General features: G+C 47.6%; 20 protein-coding genes. 10 read left to right on the forward strand and 10 right to left on the reverse strand.

Annotated elements, in window-relative coordinates; genetic code table 11:
- Positions 1-123: 123 nt before the first annotated feature.
- Together MMOL_RS07220 and MMOL_RS07225 are read right to left on the reverse strand one after the other, a co-directional pair.
- Positions 124-3,480 (reverse strand): UvrD-helicase domain-containing protein, encoded by a 3,357-nt coding sequence (locus MMOL_RS07220; protein WP_015832363.1) that lies wholly within the window; start codon positions 3,478-3,480, stop codon positions 124-126.
- Positions 3,480-6,173 (reverse strand): PD-(D/E)XK nuclease family protein, encoded by a 2,694-nt coding sequence (locus MMOL_RS07225; protein ID WP_015832364.1) that lies wholly within the window; start codon positions 6,171-6,173, stop codon positions 3,480-3,482. Before MMOL_RS07225 ends, MMOL_RS07220 begins: the two co-directional genes overlap by 1 nt.
- Before the next feature lie 76 nt (positions 6,174-6,249).
- Here MMOL_RS07225 and MMOL_RS07230 point away from each other — a divergent pair, with 76 nt between their 5' ends.
- The 7 genes from MMOL_RS07230 to mltF all read left to right on the forward strand — a co-directional run bounded on the left by MMOL_RS07230 (position 6,250) and on the right by mltF (position 11,498).
- Entirely contained in the window at positions 6,250-6,642 is a 393-nt protein-coding gene (locus tag MMOL_RS07230) for a hypothetical protein (protein ID WP_015832365.1), read from the forward strand.
- 7 nt (positions 6,643-6,649) lie between these two features.
- On the forward strand, positions 6,650-7,135 hold the full coding sequence (greB, locus tag MMOL_RS07235; protein ID WP_015832366.1) for a transcription elongation factor GreB: 486 nt from the start codon (positions 6,650-6,652) through the stop codon (positions 7,133-7,135).
- Positions 7,136-7,140: 5 nt separating this feature from the next.
- On the forward strand, positions 7,141-7,491 hold the full coding sequence (locus tag MMOL_RS07240) for a DUF3147 family protein (protein ID WP_015832367.1): 351 nt from the start codon (positions 7,141-7,143) through the stop codon (positions 7,489-7,491).
- A 6-nt stretch (positions 7,492-7,497) separates the two neighbouring features.
- Positions 7,498-8,631: an elongation factor P maturation arginine rhamnosyltransferase EarP gene (gene earP / locus MMOL_RS07245; RefSeq protein WP_015832368.1), complete on the forward strand. Its 1,134-nt coding sequence runs from the start codon at positions 7,498-7,500 to the stop codon at positions 8,629-8,631.
- A 74-nt stretch (positions 8,632-8,705) separates the two neighbouring features.
- Positions 8,706-9,266, forward strand: coding sequence for an elongation factor P (efp, locus tag MMOL_RS07250; protein ID WP_015832369.1), 561 nt, complete (start codon positions 8,706-8,708; stop codon positions 9,264-9,266).
- Positions 9,267-9,396: 130 nt separating this feature from the next.
- Positions 9,397-10,068 (forward strand): ribose-5-phosphate isomerase RpiA, encoded by a 672-nt coding sequence (gene rpiA, locus MMOL_RS07255; RefSeq protein ID WP_015832370.1) that lies wholly within the window; start codon positions 9,397-9,399, stop codon positions 10,066-10,068.
- Positions 10,069-10,070: 2 nt separating this feature from the next.
- Complete coding sequence (gene mltF, locus MMOL_RS07260; RefSeq protein ID WP_015832371.1) at positions 10,071-11,498, forward strand: membrane-bound lytic murein transglycosylase MltF; 1,428 nt, start codon at positions 10,071-10,073, stop codon at positions 11,496-11,498.
- A gap of 75 nt (positions 11,499-11,573) precedes the next feature.
- On the opposite strand, the gene MMOL_RS07265 is transcribed toward mltF, so the two are convergent.
- The 5 genes from MMOL_RS07265 to MMOL_RS07285 form a co-directional block, all read right to left on the reverse strand.
- Complete coding sequence (locus tag MMOL_RS07265; RefSeq protein ID WP_041928555.1) at positions 11,574-12,443, reverse strand: DMT family transporter; 870 nt, start codon at positions 12,441-12,443, stop codon at positions 11,574-11,576.
- A 40-nt stretch (positions 12,444-12,483) separates the two neighbouring features.
- Complete coding sequence (serS, locus tag MMOL_RS07270; protein ID WP_015832373.1) at positions 12,484-13,758, reverse strand: serine--tRNA ligase; 1,275 nt, start codon at positions 13,756-13,758, stop codon at positions 12,484-12,486.
- Between the two features lie 105 nt (positions 13,759-13,863).
- Positions 13,864-15,171, reverse strand: coding sequence for a replication-associated recombination protein A (locus MMOL_RS07275; RefSeq protein WP_015832374.1), 1,308 nt, complete (start codon positions 15,169-15,171; stop codon positions 13,864-13,866).
- Positions 15,172-15,197: 26 nt separating this feature from the next.
- Positions 15,198-15,848, reverse strand: coding sequence for an outer membrane lipoprotein periplasmic chaperone LolA (gene lolA, locus MMOL_RS07280; protein WP_015832375.1), 651 nt, complete (start codon positions 15,846-15,848; stop codon positions 15,198-15,200).
- 41 nt (positions 15,849-15,889) lie between these two features.
- The gene (locus MMOL_RS07285; protein ID WP_015832376.1) at positions 15,890-18,205 is read right to left on the reverse strand and encodes a DNA translocase FtsK; all 2,316 of its coding nucleotides are present in this window, start codon (positions 18,203-18,205) and stop codon (positions 15,890-15,892) included.
- Between the two features lie 139 nt (positions 18,206-18,344).
- Here MMOL_RS07285 and MMOL_RS07290 point away from each other — a divergent pair, with 139 nt between their 5' ends.
- From MMOL_RS07290 to MMOL_RS07300, 3 genes are all read left to right on the forward strand, one after another.
- Entirely contained in the window at positions 18,345-18,809 is a 465-nt protein-coding gene (locus tag MMOL_RS07290) for a Dps family protein (RefSeq protein ID WP_015832377.1), read from the forward strand.
- 135 nt (positions 18,810-18,944) lie between these two features.
- Positions 18,945-19,895: a thioredoxin-disulfide reductase gene (trxB, locus tag MMOL_RS07295; RefSeq protein ID WP_015832378.1), complete on the forward strand. Its 951-nt coding sequence runs from the start codon at positions 18,945-18,947 to the stop codon at positions 19,893-19,895.
- A gap of 58 nt (positions 19,896-19,953) precedes the next feature.
- Positions 19,954-20,487, forward strand: a complete 534-nt coding sequence (locus MMOL_RS07300; protein WP_015832379.1) for a Smr/MutS family protein — start codon at positions 19,954-19,956, stop codon at positions 20,485-20,487.
- A gap of 118 nt (positions 20,488-20,605) precedes the next feature.
- On the opposite strand, the gene ccoG is transcribed toward MMOL_RS07300, so the two are convergent.
- From ccoG to MMOL_RS07315, 3 genes are all read right to left on the reverse strand, one after another.
- Positions 20,606-22,036 (reverse strand): cytochrome c oxidase accessory protein CcoG, encoded by a 1,431-nt coding sequence (gene ccoG / locus MMOL_RS07305; protein WP_015832380.1) that lies wholly within the window; start codon positions 22,034-22,036, stop codon positions 20,606-20,608.
- A 130-nt stretch (positions 22,037-22,166) separates the two neighbouring features.
- Complete coding sequence (locus MMOL_RS07310; protein ID WP_015832381.1) at positions 22,167-22,691, reverse strand: DUF934 domain-containing protein; 525 nt, start codon at positions 22,689-22,691, stop codon at positions 22,167-22,169.
- A complete protein-coding gene (locus MMOL_RS07315; protein ID WP_015832382.1) occupies positions 22,684-24,426 on the reverse strand; it encodes a nitrite/sulfite reductase in 1,743 nt (580 codons plus the stop codon). Before MMOL_RS07315 ends, MMOL_RS07310 begins: the two co-directional genes overlap by 8 nt.
- Between the last annotated feature and the right edge of the window lie 95 nt (positions 24,427-24,521).

Genomic DNA, 24,521 nt, shown 5'->3' on the forward strand with positions numbered 1-24,521 from the left:
ATAACACTTCCAAGCGGCACAAAGGCTAAGATTAAATTAGCCCTTACAGGTAGCACTATTTATAGCATGACTAGCTTATACCGAGGTTAGTTTATGTCAGGACTAATTAAGAATATGACCAACTCACACTAAGACTAATTTACCTATACTTAAAAACAAAATCGCTTTTTTAATCGGCAGCCCTTCATGTGCAAATAACATAGCGTAGTTTTCCAGCTGGCTACGGTACGGTGCAGTGGCCGCATTAAGTTCATACTCAGCCGCATCAGGCGCCAAACGTACTGATTTGTAATCAATAATCCAGCGTACGCCATCCTCTACAAAGGTACGGTCTACCACATAACTTTTCACCTTATCTTGCTCGGTGCGGGTAATAGCCAGCTCAGACTCCGCGTCATGCCTTGCCTGTAGTACCCACTGACCATCAGCACTATTTAGCGTCTGCTGTAAGATGCGCACCACCGTCACAGCTGCATCATTGGCTGCCGCTGCGGTATGTCCTTGCTGACGTAACCAGTGTTGCATCGCAGCTTCAAGCGTGGCAACTCGAGTAGCTGTCCAGTTCGCCACTCCTTGCTGCGCTATCATCTCCATATAACGGTGCGCTAAAGTACCTGCATCTGCTTCTAAACTGCTATGGTAGCTAGGCTTTACGTTCGGCTTCGCATAACTAGGCGCAGCTTTTCCCGTCTGTAATAGTACAGGTACGGCAGGCTGTGCCAGCCGTATTAGTTGCGGTGTAAAGTCAGCAATATCACCCTGTGCAGGCTGCTCGAATGCCAGCTGAGCATCAGCCTCAAACACGGGTGCAACCTCATTCCATAGCAGGTCTAAATAAGTATTCTTGGTCGGGCTAATCTCGCCCTTGGCATTTTGGTTGGCTATGCCAAACAGGTGCAATTTACGCTCCACCCGCGTTGCTGCCACGTAGAGCACACGTGCTGATTCGTTCGCATCACGCGCTTTCTCACGCGATTCTAAGTAATCATATGGGCTCACATTATCTTTATCGCGCGCACCTTTCGGGATATAAGGCGCAGCGAGCAGCTCATGACTATAGGATGTTTTTACCTCTTCCCACAGCACTAAAGGCTTATCAGTGTTGTTGCCGCCGGTTGGCGCCCCTAGCCCTAACAGCATTACGGTATCGAACTCCAGACCTTTGGATTTATGTATGGTCATCATTTGCAGATGCTCGCCCTGGCTGTCAGGCGCTGCAAACAGCTTGGTGATTTCACTCTCCATCCGTTCTGGTGAAAATTGATTACTACGGTCTAAACCATCTAAACACGTGAAAAACGCCTGCACATCCACTACATCTGCCTTATCCCACAGGCAATCCGTACCGTTAAGCATCAGCCACACACCGCGAATCCAGCGACTTACACCCATACGGCCTTGGTTCACGTAGGCTTCTGTCAGCACGGCACGCAGATGCAGCAAACGTGCTTGTCCATCGTCAGATAAGCGCTGAATAATTTCGCTATCTTGCATCAGCGACCACACCGTACGGTAATGGTCGCGCCCGGCTAGTTCGTATAAATCATGCAAAGTTAACCCGCACCAAGGCGCACGTAAAATAGCCAGCCAATGCACCCGGTCTGCTCTATGGTGCAGCGCATGCATCAGGGAGAGCAGGTCTTGCACTATCTGCCTCCCTTCCAACGCTTCAATCTCCACCGCTTGGAACGGAATATCTTGATGCTCGCGCCGCAGTTGGCTCACCAAATGTGATAAATGCTTTTTCGACCTGACCAGCACCGCAATTTTTTGCCCAGGATACCGGTTACGCTCCTCTTGAATGGTGCGAATCACAGCCTCCGCTTCGCGCTGCGCAGCAGCTTCGTAGCTTTCATCCGCTTGCTTAATCAATGGATGCACCACTACCCCAGCCTCAGCCAACTCCTGCTTGGTGGCGATAAATGGCCGGTAATGTATCGCGCCCTGTGTCACTTCGTCATGTGTGGGGAATATAGGAGCGAAAGTCTGATTAATCCAGCTAATAATCGCAGGGCAAGAGCGATTATTACGATAAAGCTGCAAACGCTCTAAGTGGATATTACCAATCCCATTATCCGCGGCCTCAATAAACAAGCCCACATTAGCTTTACGGAAACGATAAATGGACTGCATCGGATCGCCCACGGCAAACAAAGTACGGCCATCATCAAATTGCCAACCTAAAGTTAGCTGCTCTATCAGTGCCACTTGGCTAGGGCTGGTATCTTGGAACTCATCTACCAGCAAATGCTGGATTTGGTAATCTAGCTTTAACGCCAGCTCGGTAGGCTCGCCAAAATGGTCAGACAAAGCATGGGTCGCACGCTGTGCTATCTCCACAAAATCAACCTCGCCTGCACGTTGAAACACCAGCCACAGCTCGGCCACTGCGAGCGTGAGCAATTTAGACAGCGTGGTGATAATTTGCCAGCTAGCGTTTTCATTACTTAAATTAGGCAACGATTTAACGCGATATAGCGCAGCAGGGTCTTCCACAGCGTGAATAATTTCAACCAAGGCAGTCTTTTGCGCGCGACCTTCATCGGTCGCGGGAAAGCCCACTTTTACATTCAGGCCGCCTTCTTTACGCGGCTCGCCACTTGCAGTCAGTAATAGCTCGGCCAAGGCGCACCACATTGGCAAGACTTCCTGCTTTTGTGCAAGAGGCGTTTCCCAATCCACCAACAAGGCAATCGGGTGATCACAAGGCAAATTAGATGCAGCAAAACGTGCGGTAGGCATCAGTAAATGCTGCAACCTGAACGGCACCGCCTGCGCAGCTACTTCAAGCTCTTGCTCTACCAAATAACGCAAGGTTTGCTGCAGCTGCTCGGCATCTACCTCATGCTGGGCATGGTGTAGCCATTGGTCGCGCTTTTCCAACATCTTGACCAGCAGATTTTTAAGCTGGTTGCTATCATTATCCACATAGCGCAGCGCTGTTTTCACTAAATCGCTATGCTCAGTGCCGTTCACCAAAGCCAGCGCCTGCTCAGCAGCTTGCGCATACAGCACGCCGGCATCAGTCGTTACCTGTGGTTGCGCGCCAAAGCGGCTCATTAACGGCATTTGTCGCGCTAAGTGCGCACATAAACTATCAATAGTAAAAATACGTAAGCGCGATGGGTTTTCTATCAGCTGCCAATTCTTTTGCTTAGATTGCTGCAGTGCCTTTAAACTCAATTCATAAGTGATTTGCTTGTGCGGCTGCGCTGGCATTTCCTTGCTATCTGCTTTTAGCAAGCTATCCAGAATACGCAAGCGCATTTCTGCCGCCGCCTTATTGGTAAAGGTAATTGCAATAATCTCTTCCGGCGCATTAACTGTTTGCAACAGCTTCAAATAGCGCTGGGTCAGTAGCTCGGTTTTACCCGCGCCTGCCGGTGCCTCTACAATAAAAGAAGCTAAATCCAGTGCGCGTAGGCGATTTTGCGCATCTAGCGCTAAAGCTTCAGCGGCTGAGGTATGTTCTATACTCATTACACACCACCCTGTGCATTCGCACCCTGAAACCGTTCAAATTGCAATTTACGCTCGGGTAGCCGGAGCAGTGTAGTCACTTCGCAATACATCAGATCAGTGGCATCGCTAAAGCGCGTTGCAGCTTCTCCCGCCTTCAGTTCCAGTGCTATATCTTCAATTGATGCTTTCCAATGCTGTAACAAATGCGGCCAATCTACAAAGTTTTGGGTAAATGCTGGTTTACGCTTGGCTTGTTCCGTCTCAAAGTTCACTTCCCCCACTCCGCTAAACGCATGGTCAGCCACCTTCACCATCCCAAAATAAATGCCAGTGACAGCCTGTGTATTTTCCGCATAAAAGCTTGCGTAAATAGGCAGTTGTGGCTCAGTAATGCGGTCTTCACCCCAGTTTTTGGTTTTAGGCGTTTGCCCCGTTTTGTAGTCAATAAACTCTAAACCACCGTTTTCCAACTCATGCACCCGGTCAATTTTCAAGGTCACTTCTATCCCGCAAATCTGTACGAGTTTGCTTACTTCACAACCTATCATCTTAAATGCTACGCCACGCTCTTTCTCAAACTGCAGCCAATCACCGACCAGGTTGAAAAGACGCTCGTGTTCCAACTCAAGTATCGCAGGGGAAGCCACGTCAGTCTCGGTCGCAAAATCTTCTAACGTTAGACTCACCGCCTGTTTTAAAGCCAAGATAAAATCATCCGCGCTCATATCCCGTAAATCGGCAAAATGACGCTTATTCCAAAACCGCTCCAGCACATCGTGCACAAGTGAGCCGCGCATCATATTATCTAAACCGCTGGTGGGAGTTTTGAGTGCTTTCGCCCCTAGGCGATATTGATAAAATGCCCAGGCAGGGCAAATCGCCTGTGCTTTCAATAAACCGGTACCGCCCGAAACATGGTCACCCTCCTCCACTATTGGCGCCATGTGGTCATCCATATGCATCAGCGTTTCGTGCGCGCTAGCACTTAACTGCTCAGCTAGTGTTTCAGCCAAAGGGATATCCGTATCCAGCGTCGGAATATCATGCATCAATGGTGATGCACGTAGCTGACTCTCGCCAGACGTGCGACTGCTGGAAAACGTAATCTGCTGTGCCGAATGTAATAAACGGTGATGTATGGTTGCCGCAAACGTTGCCTGAATACTGTCATCAGCATTAGGTAAACCTGCTGTACGCTGAATAAACGCTGGCAGCAATGGATTAGGACGTGCCGGCGGCGGCCAAATATGGTCATTCATATGCATGCACCAAATCGCATCCACCGGTGCACTCAGGCCTTCCATAATGCCCAATATCTGAATCGCCGGCGTTTGTTCGGTTTCTGGCTGGAACACCTGGTTGGTACAGATTTGCTGCAAATAAGCCACGGCCTGATTCGCAGAAATGCGTCTGCCCAAGACATCCAGCTGCGCTAGCTGCTGCAATGCTTTTTGCCATGCATTGATTGCCTGATACTCCAAGCTACTGATAGTACGCTCGCCCGGCCAACGCATGTGCTCCAGCAACGTATCTAGCACTTCGCCCCACTGTGCCGCGTGTGCTAATTTGCTCGGCACTGCAGCCACCACCGCGTTAAGGTCTTGCAACAACTGCTGCAAGTTCAGGCCTTCATCATGTTGCTTCTGTGCAAATGCAATAAAACTGGCCAAGGTAAACTGCGCGGGGAGTTTTTCACGCATCCTTGCGTCAAGCAACGCACGCGCATCCGCTTCTTGCTGGCTTGCAGACCAAAATGGAGAAAGCAACATCGCGGAAACATCAGCATAGGCCAATTGATAAGCAGTCACCAATCGCAATAAATGCAGCGCGGCTTGCACCACGGGTTGCTGCGCCAGCGGTGTGCCTAAAGAAAAGTTATAACGGCGCGGTAACGCAGCCAAGCTAGGGCGCACACTTTCAGGGTAAAGCACGTCATCCAGTAAATCTGCCAGCTGGCTTCTCACCTCGCCCAAGCGTGGCGTCACTATCGCTATCACGGCATCAGGCTGCGCCGCTAAATATTGCGCTGCCCATGCTACGGCGGCACGGCACTCTGCATCATCATGCTCCAAGCACACATGCTGCGCCTGTGCAGGTTCATTGGCTGTAGTGACGTAGTCTTCGACCTGCACACCGCGCGCTATTAGAATCTCCCGCAAACGCTTTTCCTGCGGCGCAGTCTGGTCAAAACCGGCAAACGCAATTCGGCATGGCAAGCCACTGCCCACATTAGCCAATTGAGAAAGCTGCCAATCTAAATAGCGCACACTCTCTAGTGCGTTTAGCTCGCCACAGCGCGCCTGAAAAGCTTGCTGCCACAGTAAAAACTGACGCGTTTCTTCGGCCTGATGTTCACGTGGCACATGCAGATGCCAAGCCACTACATAGCGGTTCGCTTCCATCGCAGCCTTGGCCAGGCCGGACACATCAAACAGCTCACCAAAAGCATTCTTTTTCAGTGACTGCGTAATCACCTCTTCCCATAGCAGCTGCTCATTAAAGCCGCTTAAGGCATAAGGTGAGTTCTGTGCGGCTAGCTCGCCAGTCAGCAATCCTATTTCAACAACACTCTCTAACCATTGCGATAAGGTCTGTACATCAGGGCTATGCCACTGGTTTTGCTCTGCTTGTAGGTGCTGCTGTGCGATGTCGGTTTGAATACTGCGCGCCAAACGGGCAGACGGGCAAAGGATAAGCGTGTTTGAGGTCATTGCACAATTCTATTGGATTATTTGTAATAGGCAAATAAAATAGCCGTACTCACAACCTAAAGTCTAAAAACCAGCCATGCTATCTCGCCTAAAAAAAATAATGACTTTTTTCACCTTTTTGGTGCTGCTACCCCTCGCGCTCTTTGCGCTATACACTTGGGCATCATTAAGCTGGGTTTACTCCTCTGGCGAGCGCGCGGGCTATGTGCAAAAACTCTCGCAAAAAGGTTGGATCTGCAAAACTTATGAAGGTGAGCTGATTTTAGTTTCCATGCCGGGCACACAGGCGGAGAAGTTCGCTTTTACGGTCAGAGATGCTAGCGTCGCAAAAAAAATCAATACAACCGTTGGCGAACGCGTACGTCTAATCTATGAAGAGCATAAAGGTGTACCAACCACCTGCTTTGGCGAAACCAGCTTTTATGTCAAAGACGTAGAGTTACTAGACCCAACTAAAGCGAGCGACTAATTACCTCATGGCCGCTACCGACGAAAAAAACTACATCACCCCTGAAGGTTTTGAAGCGCTCAGGGCAGAGTTTCATCAGCTCTATAAAATTGAACGCCCTGAAATCGTACGCACCGTATCATGGGCTGCCAGCAACGGTGACCGCAGCGAAAATGGTGACTATATTTACGGCAAACGGCGTTTACGCCAAATTGACAGCCGCTGCCGCCATTTAATGCGGCGTATGGATTTAGCGGAAATCGTAGATGCCAGCCAACAACAGCATCTGGAAAAAGTATATTTTGGCGCGTGGGTCACCTTATACAACCTGGACGATGACACTGAATATACTTACCGTATTGTGGGTAAAGACGAGCTCGAGCCCAGCAAAGGTTATATCAGCTGGGTGTCGCCACTGGCCAAATCCATACTAGGCAAATCTATCGGTGATACGGTACGCGCCGCCACACCCAAAGGTGAAGCAACTTTCGAAATCATCGAGATTAAGTACTAGCCGCCATGAGTTACCTGATTATCAAATACCTGCTAACAGCACTGGCGATTGTGGTGATTTCTGAAACCGCGAAACTCAACGACAAGCTGGGTGGTTTAGTGGCTGCGCTGCCCCTGATTACTGTGATCAGCCTGATTTGGCTCTATATCGAACAACAGCCCACGGCTAAAATTGCCAACCACGCTTACTATACGTTTTGGTATGTTATCCCCACGCTGCCGATGTTTCCGCTGTTTGCATGGATGCTACCAAGGTTCGGATTCTGGCCTACGCTCCTTACCTGTATCTTACTCACGGCTGTGCTGTTCTACGGCTACGCTCAGCTGCTCAAAATCTTCAATATTCACTTGCTGTAAGAGATTATGGCAAGCGATAAACATTGGGATATATTCTGCAAAATTGTCGATAACTTTGGTGACATCGGCGTCTGCTGGCGCTTGGCCAAACAGCTACACAACGAGCATCAGTTAACCATCTGCTTGTATATTGATGACCTGTATGTCGCCAAGCAGCTGATTCCGGCCATCGATACTTCACTAGCACAGCAAACCATACAAAATATCTGCATCATTGTATGGCATGCAGATACCCAGTTCCCGCATGCGGCTCCGGTGGTGATTGAAAGCTTTGCCTGCGAATTACCGCCAACCTATCTCGCCACCATGCAGCCCAGCACGGTCTGGATTAATCTGGAGTATTTATCGGCCGAAGGCTGGGTTGATGATTTTCATGCCAACAGCTCAAAACGCGGTGCTTTAACCCGTCACTTTTTCTTCCCCGGCTTTACTCACAACACCGGCGGCTTGTTACGCGAACATGCTATGCTGCAACAGCAGAGCCAAGTACCCGCGCAGCAGCCAGACCATTGGAAAGGCTTAGGCTTAACACCCAGCCAGCACCTGAAAGTATCATTATTCTGCTATCCGCATGCACCTATTTCCACACTATTATCGGCCATGGCGCAATCGACACAGCCGATTAACTGCTACGTGCCGGCCGGTAGCATTTTACCTAGTGTGGCTGACTTTTTCGGAAAGCCGTCATTACACATTGGCGATACGCTAAACCAACAAAACCTTACCTTGCATGTGATTCCGTTTTTAAGTCAGGATGGTTACGATCAACTGCTAGCCTGCTGCGACATCAACTTTGTACGCGGTGAAGATAGCTGGATACGTGCCATTTGGGCGGGCAAGCCATTTATTTGGCAGCCATACCTGCAAACAGAACAAACCCACATTAAAAAACTACATGCATTTTTAGATTTATTTTACGCACAATGCCCACCTGCTCCCAAGGCGGCAGCGTATCAACTGCATAACGCATGGCAATCAGAACAAGTACCTAACACAGCATGGGATGATTATTTAAACAAGCTAACTGCACTTAAAAGCTATCACACCCTGCAAACGAATGCCCTTGCACAGCAAACAGACCTAGCGACTAAGTTGGTGATTTTTAGTGAGAAAATCATCAAAAGCACCACAGAAAAATAACGTCAAGGAAAATAACATATAGGAAAAATAAGGTATAATGCGCGATTTTACGCATTTAGAATCTAAGGCACCCTATGAAAACAGCACAAGAACTCCGCGCCGGTAACGTGATTATGGTGGATAACGTTCCACTAGTCGTAGTAAAAGCAGAATACAACAAGTCAGGCCGCAGCACTGCCGTTGTTAAAATGAAATTCAAAAACTTACTGACAGAAGCACCGAGCGAAAGCATCTACGGCGCTGGCGATAAGTTTGATGTGATCGTACTTGAGAAAAAAGAAGTGACTTACTCATACTTTGCTGACCCTACTTACGTATTCATGGATGCAGAATATAACCAATACGATGTAGATGCAGAATTCATGGAAGATGCATTACCATACCTAGAAGACGGCATGCCAGCTGACTTGCGTTTTTACGATGGCAAAGCAATTACTGTTGAGTTACCAACAACCGTGGTACGTGAAGTTACTTACACTGAGCCAGCAGTAAAAGGCGACACCTCAGGTAAAGTAATGAAACCAGCTAAAATCGCTTCAGGCTTTGAGATTTCAGTGCCTTTATTCTGTGCTCAAGGCGACAAAATCGAGATCGATACTCGCACTGGTGAATACCGTAACCGTGTAATGAAATAATTTTTCAGCTATCAGCCGATAGCAAAAAAATTGAAAAGGGAGCAACTCGCTCCCTTTTTTTATGACTAAGCAAAGTAAATAGCGTTAATATAGTCATCACAATAAGTAAAAAAGTCATGGGGATACGAAAATGAATGACAAACAATTGGTCGCACTACGTGCTGCGCAGTACGTACAAAACGGCATGCTGGTTGGCTTAGGTACCGGCTCAACAGCAAATTATTTCATTGAAGAACTCGCCAGACTGACACGTGAGCAAGGTTTACGATGTACCACGATTGCCAGCTCCGCCATCAGTGCACACAAGGCCCAATCCTTGCAGTTGCCTATCGTGGCGCTAGAGCACGTAGCCAGCATAGATCTATACGTCGATGGTGCAGATGAGATCACACCAGACAAAACCTTACTTAAAGGGCGTGGTAGCGATCTGGTTAAAGAGAAACTACTGGCCAAAGCTGCCACCCAGTTTATTGCCGTGGCCGATGCCAGCAAGCTTGTGAGTCATATCGGACAAAACTTCACTATCCCAATTGAAGTCATTCCCTTTGCCTGGCAGCTAGCAAAGAAAAACTTAGAAGCATTAGGCGGCGTAGGCGAACTGCGCCCGAATGCCGCAAAAGATGGCTTCTGGATTACCTCGCACGGCAGCTACGTATTGGACATGAAGTTTGATGCTAACATTGATGCCAATACCCTAAATGCCATGCTCAATAACACGCCTGGCGTGGTAGAACATGGCATTTTCTACCAGCTAGCCGATACCATACTAATCGCCCAAGACGGCGTGGTGAGCGAGCGCTAAGTTTGCTAGCCCTCATACAAAATAAACAGTGGCTGCGTATATGCGCGCTGGCATTGCTTTGTGTGTGTTTCGTTGGCTGTAAACCTAAGCAAGAAGCTGAGCGCACGCTGACCATTGATACCAAGAAAAAAGAAATTGTCTTTGTTACGCACAATGGTCCAACCACTTACTATTTAAACAGTGACAACCAGCCTGCCGGGATTGAATACGACCTAGCTACGCTGTTTGTGCAAGACTACTACCCTGAATACAAAGCTCGCTTCTTGCTGGTCAACAGCATTAGTGATGTGATTCCTAGCCTGCTCAAAGGCAAGGCACACATTGCCGCTGCTAGCCTAAGCATTACGCATCTGCGCGAACATCTGGTGTTGTTCTCCACTCCTTATCAGGAAACGCAGCAACAGCTCATTTTCAACAGTGAAATCAACGCCGAGCCTGATAATGTCTCCGACATTATTGGCAAAACCATTGCCGTACCAGAAGGCACCAGCTATGAAGAACACTTAGCAGTTTTACAGAAAAAAAATAGCGCACTCAAATGGCAAAGCGTGAAGCGCACCAATACGGAATCATTAATAGAAGAAGTAGCAGATGGCCTGCTTGACTACACGATCGCAGACAATCATCTCGCGGCATTAATGCAAAACTACCACCCCAACCTGAGCATTGCCATGCCGATTGGCCCTGCCGATAAAATTGCCTGGGCGATGTCTAAAAACTCAGATCGCCAAATGCTGGCTAACATCAATAAGTTTTTTGAGAAAATCAAAAATGACGGCACATTACGTAATCTGCTAGATCGCTATTACGGTCATAACAAGCGCCTTAATTCGTCAGATATCACCACGTTTCTTGAGCGCAGTGATAGCTTGCTACCCAAATACATACACTTGTTTAAACAGGCACAGGATATTACCGGCATAGACTGGCGTTTACTGGCTGCGGTAAGTTACAGAGAGTCACACTGGGATACTTACAACACCTCTCCTACCAATGTACGCGGCCTGATGATGCTAACAGAAGGCACTGCGGACCTGATGGGCGTAACTGACAGGCTAGACCCTAAGCAAAGCATACCGGCGGGCGCTAAGTACTTGCTTAAACTCATAGACACGGTGCCTGAGCGCATCCCAGAGCCAGACAGAACCTATATGGCGCTTGCCTCTTACAACATAGGCTACGCCCACGTGGAAGACGCTCGTGTACTGGCCAAACGCTTGAAATTAAACCCTGACAGCTGGGCAGATATTAAAAAGACTTTAGTCTTACTCAAAAACCCTGAGTACTACACCACCCTCAAATACGGATACGCCAGCGGTGGCGCGCCTGTGATTTTTGTGGAGTCGGTGCGCAGTTATCAGCGCATTCTAGAAAAACACCAACCTAGCCATAACCCAAACTTTGATGCATTTAAGATTGCACGCAATTAATCTGCACTTACACTCATTTCTAACTGAATTAAGTGCCGTGTATCAACAATCAACGATACTAGTGAACCCAGACCACTAATTCATCAAGACCAAAAGACTGCCAGCCATCATTACCAAGCTAGCTAACAGCTTTCTGGCAATATCTTTCTCATTAAATAGGCGGTAGCCTATCAGCACCTGCAACACCATGCCCAATTGAAACAGCGCCAGTGCGTAGGCCACCAGCATATTGGCAAGCAGTAGCAAGGTAAAGTACTGCATGGCAAACACCATCGCCCCGATTAGGCTAACGCTGTACCAATGCTGCTTAGTCGTTTTAATTTGCTCGGCAACGCTATTGGGTAGAAAAAAATAATTACTGAGTAATACCAGCGGCAGGCCGATTAGCGACCAAAACACCATGGTTTCCAGCACGCCGTCAGCCACTGATTTTTTAAGAAAAACCGTACCTACCGAAAACAGGAATATAGATAAGAAGCGCGCCTGCACGCCTTTATCGCGTAACAAGCCACCGATCCTATTAGCTTGCGTTGCTGCCTTAGCAGGCATTAAGAAAAAGCTGCCGATAATAATCAGCAGCACACCTGACAAGCCCTGAGCGCTGGGCACTTCGTGCAGAAACAGCGCAGCCAGCAACATGGAGGCCACGACTTTATACGCGTTGAGCGGGCCAAATACGGACAAATCGGTTTTGGATAAGGATAGGACTAAAAACATCCAGCCAGCAACATCAAATAACGATGCTAGCCATATATTGAGCCAAAAATCATGACGCAGGCTACTGAACTGAATCATCTGCAGCAAAGGCGCAGCTAAAACACCTAGTACCAAATAAGTAGCTGCAACGATATAAAACGGGTGCAAACCATGTTGCGCCAATTTTTTTTGATAGACAGTGGACGCCAGAGAGAACATCAGGCGTCCAGCTACATAAAGCAGCTCCACTAAACTAAAAAGACCGAAGTATCTAGAATAGCTGAAGAATCTAGGCTGACATGACAGCCAAATTGTTCATATAGGGTCTTAACACTTCTGGCACGGTGACACTGCCATCTGCATTTTGGTAGTTTTCCAACACTGCAACCAAGGTACGCCCTACCGCTAAACCAGAGCCATTCAGGGTGTGCACTAGCTCAGGCTTACCACTCTCGTTACGGAAGCGTGCTTGCAGCCTCCGTGCCTGGAATGCTTCACAGTTAGATACTGAAGAAATCTCGCGGTAAGTATTTTGCGCTGGCAGCCATACTTCCAAGTCGTAAGTTTTAGCTGCGCCAAAACCCATGTCACCGGTACACAGCGATACCACACGGTATGGCAAACCTAATGCCTTCAAGACATTCTCGGCGTGACCGACCATTTCTTCCAATGCTTGGTAGCTAGTTTCAGGATGCACGATTTGCACCATTTCCACTTTATCAAACTGGTGCTGGCGTATCATGCCTTTGGTATCACGGCCATAAGAACCAGCCTCAGAACGGAAGCATGGCGTATGCGCAGTCAGCTTAATCGGCAGAGATTCTAACGGCACGATTTCATCACGCACGGTATTGGTGAGGGTTACTTCTGAAGTGGGGATTAAATATAACTTGCTGTCGTTGTGCGCCAGTGAGAACAGGTCTTCTTCAAACTTTGGCAATTGACCGGTACCAGTTAATGTCTCTGCATTCACCAGATATGGCGTATAGCACTCTTCGTAACCATGCTGTTCGGTTTGCGTGTCCAACATGAACTGCGCTAGAGCACGATGCATCTTTGCAATCTGGCCACGCATCAGCGTAAAGCGTGCACCGGATAATTTAGTACCAGTATCAAAATCCAAACCCAGCGGTGTACCCACATCGGTATGGTCTTTTACTTCAAAATCAAACGTGCGCGGTGTGCCCACTTTACGCACTTCTACATTATCCGCCTCAGACTTACCTTGTGGCACACTAACGTGTGGCAGGTTAGGCACATTGAGCAGCAGGCTTTGTAAATCCGCTTGCAACTCAGCCAAACGTACTTCACCCGCTTTTAGCTGCTCGCCCAAGCCTGCTACTTCGGCCATAATTGCGCTAACATCCTCACCCTTAGACTTGGCAAACCCAATTTGCTTAGAGGCATTATTGCGCTTAGCCTGTAAATCCTGCGTGTTAGTTTGTACTGTTTTACGCTCTTGTTCTAAGGCGCTGAACTTAGCCGCATCAAACTCAAAACCACGTACTTGTAATTGGCTGACTACGCCATCTAAATCATTTCTTAATGCTTGAATGTCTAACATGTAAATCCCTTAATTATTCTGTTGCATGCTCGCCAGCACCATCTACTATCCGCTCTATCCGGCCTGAGCCGCGCGGATTCAAATGCATAGTGTGTGGTCGACTGCTTATTTTTTTGCTTTTCTGTCTAGCTCACGCAAATACGCTAATTTTTCCGCTATTTTACCCTCAAGACCACGTGGCGTGGGGGAGTAAAATTGCTGCGGCGGTAAATCATCTGGAAAGTAATTTTCACCTGCGGCGTAAGCATCTGGTTCATTGTGCGCATAACGGTACTCTTTACCGTAATCCAACGCCTTCATCAGTTTGGTTGGCGCATTGCGTAAATGTAACGGTACGGTTCGTGACTTATCTTGCGCTACAAAGGCTTTGGCCTGATTGTAAGCCATATAGGCCGCATTGCTTTTAGCGGCGACTGCCAGATAAATCACGGCGTTAGATAACGCCAACTCGCCTTCAGGCGAGCCAAGCCGCTCGTAAATCTGGCAGGCTTCTAGCGCCATAGTCTGCGCACGTGGGTCTGCAATACCAATATCCTCAACCGCCATACGCACGATACGGCGCCCCAAGTATAGCGGGTCTGCCCCGCCATCTATCATACGTAAAAACCAGTACAAAGCAGCGTCTGGATTAGAGCCACGCACCGACTTATGCAATGCAGAGATTTGGTCATAAAACGCCTCGCCGCCTTTATCAAACCGACGCAGTTTACTTGCCATCGTCGTCTGCAAAAATGTCTCATCAATTTCAGAGATGCCTGCACCCTGCGCCGCATTGAACAAACCTTCTGCAAAATTGAGCAAACGTCTGGCATCGCCATCAGCATAGGCTAAAACCTGCTCACGCACTTCTGGCGTAACGCTTAAATCTGAGGCTACCAGTTGTTGCGCACGATCTAGCAGCAACGACAACTCCGCCTCAGATAGCGAGTTGAGTACAAATACCTGCGCACGGCTTAGCAACGCGCTATTCACTTCAAACGAAGGATTCTCGGTTGTCGCGCCAATAAAAGTAATCAGACCACTTTCAACGAAAGGTAAAAATGCATCTTGTTGGCCTTTATTGAAACGATGTACTTCATCCACAAACAATATGGTTTTACGCCGGTGCTGCTGCAAAGTATGCTCTGCAAGTTCTACTGCCTCACGGATATCTTTAATGCCAGACAACACCGCAGAAATAGGGATAAACTCAGCATCTGCCGTGTTGGCAATGAGGCGAGCCAAGGTGGTTTTACCTACGCCGGGCGGCCCCCACAAAATCATAGAGGGCAGCTTGCCGGACTGAAAAGCTAGGCGTAGCGGCTTGCCCGTGCCTAGCAGATGAGATTGACCGACAACCTCATCTAACGCTTTAGGGCGTAATCGCTCAGCAAGTGGTGCTTGGGGGGTATTGGGTTCAAATAGGCTGTTCAAAATAAATCGGTATCTTTCGCCATTGACTACTCACCCACCACGTCAACACCTTTGGGTGGTTTGAATAAAAATGACTTTTCATCTAGGGCAGGATTTACCTCAACCTTGCTAAAGACAATTTTTGTGTTGTGGCCAAAACTATCTAACAACGCCATTTCCTGAATCTGATTGTCTTTGAAACCCAGCAATATTTTCTCAAAGCCTGATTCTTTATCTTTAGGCTGCGCACTCACCCAATTCAAACCATCGCGATTGCTTGCATTAGCCAAAGTAAAAGTCTCTTCGATGGCCTTACCACCAGCTAACAACGCAGCAGGGCTAGAGCCCAGCGCCTTGCCAATATCACGCACGGTTACCTGAGCCAACTCGGTGTCATACAACCACACCTGTTTGCCATCACTAATAATCTGTTGCTCGTATGGCTTGTGGTAATCCCATCTAAATTTATTCGGGCGCTTCAGCTGCATGGTGCCCTGTACTTCTTGCACCTTGCGTCCTTGTTTATCGGTCACCACTTGGTGAAAGCTCGCACGTACTGCCTGCGTCTTTTCATAAAAGGCCTTTACGCTATCCATGCCATCGGCATGTGCCGCTGGCATCAAGAACAGCGCAGGCAATACAAGTAAACTGTTAATAAAATGCAAACGCGTACGTTGCAGTTTTTTAATAATATTCATTCAGTAATCTATTTTCTTTAAAAGTTAGCGCTCATGAAAAATTAAGGCTCATGATGCGGCGCCAATACCTCACGGTTACCATTGCTTTGCATCGCAGAAACCAAGCCTGCGCGCTCCATATCTTCGATCAGGCGAGCGGCACGGTTGTAGCCTATGCGCAACTGACGCTGTACCGATGAAATGCTGGCACGACGTGATTTAAGCACGATACCCACTGCCTCGTCATACAGCGGATCAACTTCTGAACCTCCACCACCTGAGCTACTAGCAACAAAATCGCCACCACCAGCTTCTTCAGTTTCGTTGGTTAGAATACCGTCAATGTAATTCGGTTCACCTTGCGCTTTAAGATAATCAACAACTTTGTGCACTTCCTGATCTGAAACAAACGCGCCGTGGATACGCAGCGGGTAACCGGTACCTGGCGGCATGTAGAGCATATCACCCTGCCCTAGCAAGGCCTCTGCGCCCATTTGATCCAGAATGGTCCGTGAGTCAATTTTGCTCGAAACCTGGAATGAAATACGCGTAGGCACGTTAGCTTTGATCAAGCCGGTAATCACATCCACTGATGGACGCTGCGTTGCCAACACCAAATGTATGCCAGAAGCACGTGCTTTCTGCGCTAAACGTGCAATCAGCTCTTCCACTTTTTTGCCCACCACCATCATCAAATCTGCTAATTCGTCGATGACCACAACAATCAATGGCATTTCCTCTAATGGTTCAGGTTCATCTGGCGTAATGCTAAATGGATGTGGGATTTTCTCGCCGGCTTTATCTGCGTCTTTAATTTTCTGGTTATAACCCGCAAGGTTACGCACGCCTAACATAGACATCAATTTATAACGACGCTCCATCTCAGCCACGCACCAGTTCAGCGCATTTGCTGCTTGGCGCATATCGGTGACAACTGGCGCTAACAGATGTGGAATACCTTCATAGACTGACAGCTCCAGCATCTTAGGGTCAATCAGAATCATACGTACTTGGCTGGAATCTGCTTTGTACAGCACGCTTAAAATCAGCGCGTTAATCGCAACAGATTTACCAGAGCCGGTAGTACCAGCAACCAACACGTGCGGCATTTTCGCTAAATCTGCTACCGCAGGCTTACCGCCAATATCTTTACCCAAAGAAATAGCCAGTGGTGAATGGATATCCGCATAGGCTTGGCTGCCCATGATTTCTGACAAATAGACAATTTGGCGTTTCGGGTTAGGTATCTCTAAACCCATGCAAGTTTTACCTGGAATAGTCTCTACCACACGCACGCTAACCACAGATAAAGCGCGCGCTAAGTCTTTGACAAGATTAGTCACTTGGCTGCCCTTCACACCTGCTGCCGGCTCCAGCTCATAACGCGTGATTACCGGTCCTGGCAATGCAGTTAACACTTTGACTTCAATGCCAAAATCCATGAGCTTACGTTCTATCAAGCGCGAGGTGAAATCCAAAGTTTCAGCGGAAGGCAGCTCGACGGTGCCAGAAGGCTCATCCAACAAATGGATAGGTGGCAATGGCGTATCCGGGTGCGTATCGAACAGCGGCACTTGCTTTTCTTTTTGTACACGCACACTTTGCGCGATTTCAAGCACTGGCGTTTCAATTTGCACCGGCTCACGATCTACCACACGCTTACGTTCGCTTTTCACATACTCAATACGCTCTTGCTCTACAGCTTTACCAGCTTTTCTGTCTTGCCAGTCTTGCCACTTAAGCGTAATAAACGCATAGCTTGTAATCAAAAGTGCGCCAAATTTTTCGGTAATCATGATCCATGACCAACCTGTAAACAAGCTAAAACCCACCACAAACATTAACAGCAGCAGCATGCTAGAGCCGGTATAACCAAACAAGCTACGCAACCCTGCATCCACGGCACTACCCAGCATACCACCCGCACTGTCAGGTAAGGCGGCAGGCAGGTCAATCAGGTGTCCGGCTTCCAGCGCGCTTGATGCAAGCAACAGCAAAGCAAACCCGAAAAAGTTGAAGAGTAAAAATGGCTTCTCGCTCTGATCGACAGCTTCTAAGGTTAAATACACAAACCACATCGCGTAAAAAGCCAGTACAGCCCACCACCATGCAGAGAAACCAAACACATAGAGTAATAGATCAGAAATCCAGGCACCGACACTACCGCCGCCATTTTGAATCACAGCGCTATCAGGCGCGATATGCGACCATGAGGAGTCGTTAGGGTTATACGTAAAAAGAATGACGGTAATATACAACCCGATTAGCACTAAAACCAACCACCAAGCTTCTTTAATCAGCGTAGTAGCGAGGGCACTAGATTTAATTACTTCAGCTTCACGGCGAGCATTAACCGGTTTAGATTTTTTGAAAAACAAGATAAACCTTTAACGTATTTTAAGTGTCGGATTTAATTATAGCAGTATCAAAGTCGCTGCGTAGCGATTAGAATATCATTCTCAATTCTAATCATAAAACGTTGTAATTTCTTAATCTAGAGTCTTATCAGGAGTGCAAATGGATATTGGCATTAAAGAAGAAGATAGAAAAAATATTGCTCAGGGTCTTTCCCATTTACTAGCAGACACCTACACTTTATATTTGAAAACACATTACTTTCATTGGAACGTAACTGGTCCAATGTTCAACACCCTGCACTTGATGTTCGAAACTCAATACAACGAGCTGGCACTAGCGGTCGATTTAGTGGCTGAGCGTATTCGCGCTTTAGATGTGTACGCGCCGGGCACTTATCGCGACTTTGCCAAATTAAGCTCAATTAAAGAATCAGAATCCGTGCCGAAAGCGCAAGACATGATTGCTGAATTGGTAGCTGGCCATGAAGCAGTGTGCCGCACCGCACGCAGCGTGTTCCCAAGCGCAGATGCGGCCTCAGATGAAGCCACAGCAGATTTACTCACCCAGCGCTTACAAACCCATGAAAAAACCGCTTGGATGCTGCGAAGCTTGCTAGAAAAATAACACCTTAGTTTTTCAAGGCTTGGTTTTTCAAGATAAGCCAAGGCAAAACTACAGTGATGCCACCCGCTCACTTGAAAAACTAAATGATATACCCAACGTACAAGAAACAACCTTAACTTAAGAAAGCAATTCACTATGGCAACACGTCACGCCAAATTACTCATTTTGGGCTCAGGCCCTGCTGGTTACTCTGCAGCAGTTTATGCTGCACGTGCCAACCTCAAGCCAGTATTAATTACCGGTATTGCGCAAGGTGGTCAACTCATGACCACCACCGAGGTGGATAACTGGCCAGCAGATGCAGATGGCGTGCAAGGCCCAGAGTTGATGTCGCGTTTTCAAAAGCATGCTGAGCGCTTTAACACTGAAATGATTTTTGATCATATTCACACTACGCACCTCACAGAAAAACCTATCCGTTTAGTAGGTGATAGCGGCGAATACACATGTGATGCGCTGATTATTGCTACCGGTGCCTCAGCGAAATATCTAGGTTTGCCAAGTGAAGAGGCGTTCTCAGGTAAAGGTGTTTCCGCATGTGCCACTTGCGATGGTTTCTTCTATAGAAATCAAGAGGTTGCTGTAATTGGTGGCGGTAACACTGCGGTTGAAGAGGCTTTATATCTGGCTAACATTGCAAGCAAAGTAACGCTAGTACACCGCCGCGATAAATTTAAAGCTGAAGCTATTTTGGTTGATAAATTAATGGCGCGTGTGGCTGAAGGCAAAATCGTGCTGGAAACATTCGCCACCTTGGATGAAGTGCTGGGTGATAACACTGGCGTCACTGGCATGCGCATCAAAAATGTAAATGACGGCAGCACCAAAGACATTGCATTGCAGGGTGTGTTTATTGCGATTGGCCATAAACCAAATACCGATATTTTTGCAGGTCAGCTTGAAATGGAAGGCGGCTACATCGTGACGCAAATGGGTCGTGCCGGCAACGCCACAGCCACTAGCGTACCAGGCGTGTTTGCCGCAGGCGATGTGCAAGACCATATCTACCGCCAAGCCGTTACCAGTGCTGGCACAGGCTGTATGGCTGCACTGGATGCTGAGCGTTATTTGGATCATTTGAAATAAGTAAACATGAGGGCGGTATTCATACCGCCCTCACCTACTCAGTAAAGCTAACAACATTGTGGAAGACGCTGACGACAACGGAGCCGACCTGTTTTTAGAAGCAGTCAAAGATGCGCGCCCACTCAAACCAAAACGTGTGCATCATGCACCGTTACGCCCTAAACCAATCCCCAGACAGTTCATTCGAGATGAACAGCAAGCGCTAGCCGATTCGCTAAGCGACCACTACATACCAGCACATGACCTAGAAACCGGTGAGGAACTGCTTTACCTGCGCGAAGGCCACTCTCCGGATATTTTAAGTAAATTACGTCGTGGCCATTGGGTAATACAAGCAGCAATTGACCTGCATGGCTTAATCAGTGACGAGGCAAGGCTTTACGTAGCCACCTTTTTAAACGACTGCAAAAAACGAGGCATACGTTGCGTACGCATTGTGCATGGCAAAGGCTTAGGCTCACGTAACCGCGAGCCGGTACTGAAACACAAATTACGTGGCTGGTTAATGCAACGTGATGAAGTCATCGCTTATGCTGAAGCTCGTCGGCAAGATGGCGGCAGCGGCGCAGTGATTGTGCTGCTCAAAGCCTAAATAAAGCCATCATCAAGCAAGGCTAAACTAGCACTGTCTTCATAACAAAAGGGCACCCCATAAAAAAGGACACCCTCAGGTGCCCTTAACTCCATGCCAAACTACCGATACTTAATAACTATCGAGACATATAAAAGATAGATTTTTGCGTAATACGCTCTTTAGAGCCCAATGCCTCAACTTCAAACATAATCGGGTGCGTACCGCTGCGTATGGCGCCATCAGCAATTTGCAGACTCACCGCTACTAGCCTTTCATTGGCTGGCTCAACCGTAAACTGGGTTTGCGAAGCCATCGACAAGCCATCAATACCCGTCACAGACACGCGATAACTTTCTGCGGCTTCGGTTACATTGGTAATTTGTAATTGATAGACATTTTCCACCTTACCGCCAGAGACCAACCTAGACATCACACCACGATCACGATTCACATCCACTTTGAACGATGGACGCAGCGCCAAGGAGGCAACCAAGCCTAAGGAAAGCAGTAACAGTAGCGCGCTATAAATCAGCACACGCGGACGCAATATCTTTTGTATCACTTGATGCTTAGTCCAATGCTGTGCCAAGCCATTTTGTGTAGTAAATCTGATTAAGCCACGTGAATAATTCATTTTATCCATAATGCTGTTACATGCATCCACGCATAAGCCGCAACTAATACACTCATACTGCAAGCCATTGCGGATATCAATCCCCACTGGGCACACTTGCACACAGAAATTGCAATCAATACAGTCACCTAGACCTTCCTGTTTTGCATCTACCTTTCTGGAGCGGCCACTGCGAGGCTCGCCGCGCTCTTGGTCATAAGTTACGATCAATGTGTCGTTATCGAACATTGCACTTTGAAAGCGTGCATAAGGGCACATGTGTTTACATACCTGCTCGCGTAGGAAGCCGGCATTGCCATAAGTGGCTAGGCCATAAAAACAAATCCAGAACGTTTCCCACGGGCTGAGTTTAATCTCAAGAATACTATGCAATAAATCACGTATTGGTGAAAAATAACCTAAGAAAGTAAACCCGGTAAAAATGGAAAAGCTAATCCAAGCAAAATGTTTCATGGATTTTATATATAGCTTTTTAACGCCAAACTTGCTTTCATCCAGGCGCATGCGTGCCGCTCTATCCCCTTCAATTTTACGCTCCATCCATAAAAAGATTTCGGTATAAACCGACTGCGGGCAGGAGAAGCCACACCATAGCCTACCGGCAACCGCCGTAAATAAGAACAGGGCTAAAGCGGCGATAATCAGGATAATTACCAGGTAAATTAAATCTTGCGGGTACAGTACCAAGCCAAAAATATAGAAACGGTGAGTGCTTATATCCAGCAGCATGGCTTGACGCTCACCCCATTGCAGCCATGGCACGCCATAAAATACAATTTGCGTGATCCAAATCATCACCCAGCGCCAGTTTTTGAAAAAACCAGCGGTGTTGCGTGGGTAGATCTTGGCCTGCGCTTCGTACATTGGCATAAAACCGCCCGGTGCAGGCGCGATAGGAATTATTTTCTTAGATGTGGTTTTAGCATCTTTCATTTGCAATCCTTGCTTACAATATAACCACTTAAATTAGACTGATTTAAATAGTTAAACTGATATAAAGTTAGTTAAACTGGCGTGAATCTAAAGTTTTCAATCGAAATTAACTTTCGGACGAGATTAGTTTTTAAGGTCTGCTCCTAAGCGGCTGTCGATAAGACTTTTGGTAGGTATCACTAAACGTATGCAAGGCAGCTAACGCCAGCTGAGCATCATGCCCCGGCTTAATCAGAAAGCTATCAAACCCGCATCTAGCTTGGTAGTACACGGTATCAATCATCACGTCGCCCACAGCCCTTAGCTCACCAGACCATTGGTAGACATTTCTTAACAATTGCGCCAGTGAGTAGCCTCTACCATCGGTGTAGCTTGGGAAATCTATGGCAATAAACGCAATATCGGCCTGACATAAGGCCTGTACCTGATGACTAATACCGCTATCAAAATCCACATCGGAGGCAATGAGCACGGCTACTGGAAACTGCCGACCCTCCAATAACGACTGTTGCGCTATCCAAGTATCCAATGTCACCATCCAGCTTGCATCATCAGGCGGAACCAGCAATGCAGCATCGTTACTCACATCGAAGCACTGCACCTCATTCACGGTAAGCTGACCATTACAAATCAGGTTTTTGCTATAGTCAGACATTAGATTCCCCCACTAAGTTTGGCATCTTGGCTAGCATAGGATCCGCATAAACATCCTTCTTAAATGGCTCAATTCCGATACGGTCCACCACATCAATAAAGCGCTCAACATCACTTTCGCGGATGGATAAATAAGTTTTAATCAGGCGAGCAATCACATCAGGCACTTGCTCACGCGCAAACGATGGCCCAATCACTCGACCAATCGCTGCGCTTGTATTGCCATCTATGCTGGATTTGCTATCAGCCTTGAGCGCACCAGACTGTCTGCCGCCCAATGTAATTTGGTACCACTCCTCACCGGCCTTATCCACGCCTAAAATCCCTATATGACCTACATGGTGATGCCCACAGGAGTTCATGCAGCCAGATAAATTAAGATCAATCTCACCAATCTCATGCACATAATCCAGATCATCAAATTTTTGCTGAATAGCCGCTGCCACTGGAATAGAAACCGCATTGGCTAAACTGCAGTAATCTCCGCCTGGACAGGCGATGATATTGGTAATCAAGCCGATATTAGGGGTGGACAGATTAAGCACGCTCAACTCTTGCCATAAAGCATAAAGCGACTTGGTTTTAACATCAGGCAAAATGATATTCTGCTCATGTGAAACACGCAGTTCGCCAAAACCGTAGTTGTCAGCCATTTCAGCAAGCACATCCATCTGGTCTGCAGTCATATCACCCGGTGGAGAACCAGGCGCTTTCAAAGACACCGTCACTGATGAATAGCCGGGGATTTTATGCTGGTGAATATTGGTGCGAAACCAGCGTGCAAAAGCTGGGTTAGCCTCTAAATGATGCGCGATACTGGTACCGTCATCATCTTGCAACTGTTTATAGCTGGGCCAGGTAAATTTATCGGCAATCGCGCTGACAAATTCTGCGGTTACGGTATCTGCACCACCTCGAATCAGCGCCCATTGTTCATTTACCTGCTGTGCAAACACCTCTGGCGTGAGGTCTTTTACCAAAATTTTAATGCGTGCTTTATATTTGTTGTCGCGTCTGCCATGCAGGTTATACACACGCAATGTTGCCTGCAAATAAGTCAGCAGGTCATACCAGGCCACAAAAGGATTAATCAGCTTGCCAACCAGCGGCGTCCTACCCAAGCCGCCGCCCACAAATACTCTGAAACCAAATACGCCGTTACTCTCAACTGCCTGCAAGCCGATATCGTGTACGCCGATGGCAGCCCTATCCGTGACGGAACCACTCACGGCGATTTTGAATTTACGTGGTAAGAATGCAAACTCAGGGTGCAGCATGGACCATTGCCTGATAATTTCGCACCATACCAGTGGATTAATGATTTCATCATGTGCCACCCCGGCAAAATGGTCGGTAGTGGTGTTACGAATACAATTACCGCTGGTCTGGATCGCATGCATTTGCACAGTAGCCAGCTTAGCCAAAATATCAGGCGCATCTTCCAAACGCGGCCAGTTGAACTGTATATTCTGTCTAGTGGTGAGATGGGCATAGCCTCTATCCCAGCGCCGCGCAACATAAGACAACGTACGTAATTGGTTAGAGGTCAACATCCCATAAGGAATCGCTACGCGTAGCATGGGCGCATGACGCTGAAGATACAATCCATTTTGCAAACGCAGCACGCGGAAATCATCTTCAGAGAGCTGGCCATTGAGAAAGCGCTGCGTCTGCCCCCGGAATTGGGCAACGCGCTGTTCCACCAGTCGCTGATCTATTTCATCATAGATATACATTTAATCACCTTACAAATTGGCGTTGATACAACGGCCAAGTTATTTGTTTAACAGTGACTAAAGCTTAAGGCTTGCTACTAATTAATAACAGAGAC

Origin of the sequence: Methylotenera mobilis JLW8 (genome assembly GCF_000023705.1) — a bacterium.
GTDB classification, from domain to species: Bacteria; Pseudomonadota; Gammaproteobacteria; order Burkholderiales; family Methylophilaceae; genus Methylotenera; species Methylotenera mobilis.

Excerpts from the sequence above, each read along its gene's own strand:
- MMOL_RS07220 (WP_015832363.1), bottom strand. The coding sequence starts at position 3,480 with ATGAGTATAGAACATACCTCAGCCGCTGAAGCTTTAGCGCTAGATGCG.
- MMOL_RS07225 (WP_015832364.1), bottom strand. The coding sequence starts at position 6,173 with ATGACCTCAAACACGCTTATCCTTTGCCCGTCTGCCCGTTTGGCGCGC.
- MMOL_RS07230 (WP_015832365.1), top strand. The coding sequence starts at position 6,250 with ATGCTATCTCGCCTAAAAAAAATAATGACTTTTTTCACCTTTTTGGTG.
- greB (WP_015832366.1), top strand. The coding sequence starts at position 6,650 with ATGGCCGCTACCGACGAAAAAAACTACATCACCCCTGAAGGTTTTGAA.
- MMOL_RS07240 (WP_015832367.1), top strand. The coding sequence starts at position 7,141 with ATGAGTTACCTGATTATCAAATACCTGCTAACAGCACTGGCGATTGTG.
- earP (WP_015832368.1), top strand. The coding sequence starts at position 7,498 with ATGGCAAGCGATAAACATTGGGATATATTCTGCAAAATTGTCGATAAC.
- efp (WP_015832369.1), top strand. The coding sequence starts at position 8,706 with ATGAAAACAGCACAAGAACTCCGCGCCGGTAACGTGATTATGGTGGAT.
- rpiA (WP_015832370.1), top strand. The coding sequence starts at position 9,397 with ATGAATGACAAACAATTGGTCGCACTACGTGCTGCGCAGTACGTACAA.
- serS (WP_015832373.1), bottom strand. The coding sequence starts at position 13,758 with ATGTTAGACATTCAAGCATTAAGAAATGATTTAGATGGCGTAGTCAGC.
- lolA (WP_015832375.1), bottom strand. The coding sequence starts at position 15,848 with ATGAATATTATTAAAAAACTGCAACGTACGCGTTTGCATTTTATTAAC.
- MMOL_RS07290 (WP_015832377.1), top strand. The coding sequence starts at position 18,345 with ATGGATATTGGCATTAAAGAAGAAGATAGAAAAAATATTGCTCAGGGT.
- trxB (WP_015832378.1), top strand. The coding sequence starts at position 18,945 with ATGGCAACACGTCACGCCAAATTACTCATTTTGGGCTCAGGCCCTGCT.
- ccoG (WP_015832380.1), bottom strand. The coding sequence starts at position 22,036 with ATGAAAGATGCTAAAACCACATCTAAGAAAATAATTCCTATCGCGCCT.
- MMOL_RS07310 (WP_015832381.1), bottom strand. The coding sequence starts at position 22,691 with ATGTCTGACTATAGCAAAAACCTGATTTGTAATGGTCAGCTTACCGTG.
- MMOL_RS07315 (WP_015832382.1), bottom strand. The coding sequence starts at position 24,426 with ATGTATATCTATGATGAAATAGATCAGCGACTGGTGGAACAGCGCGTT.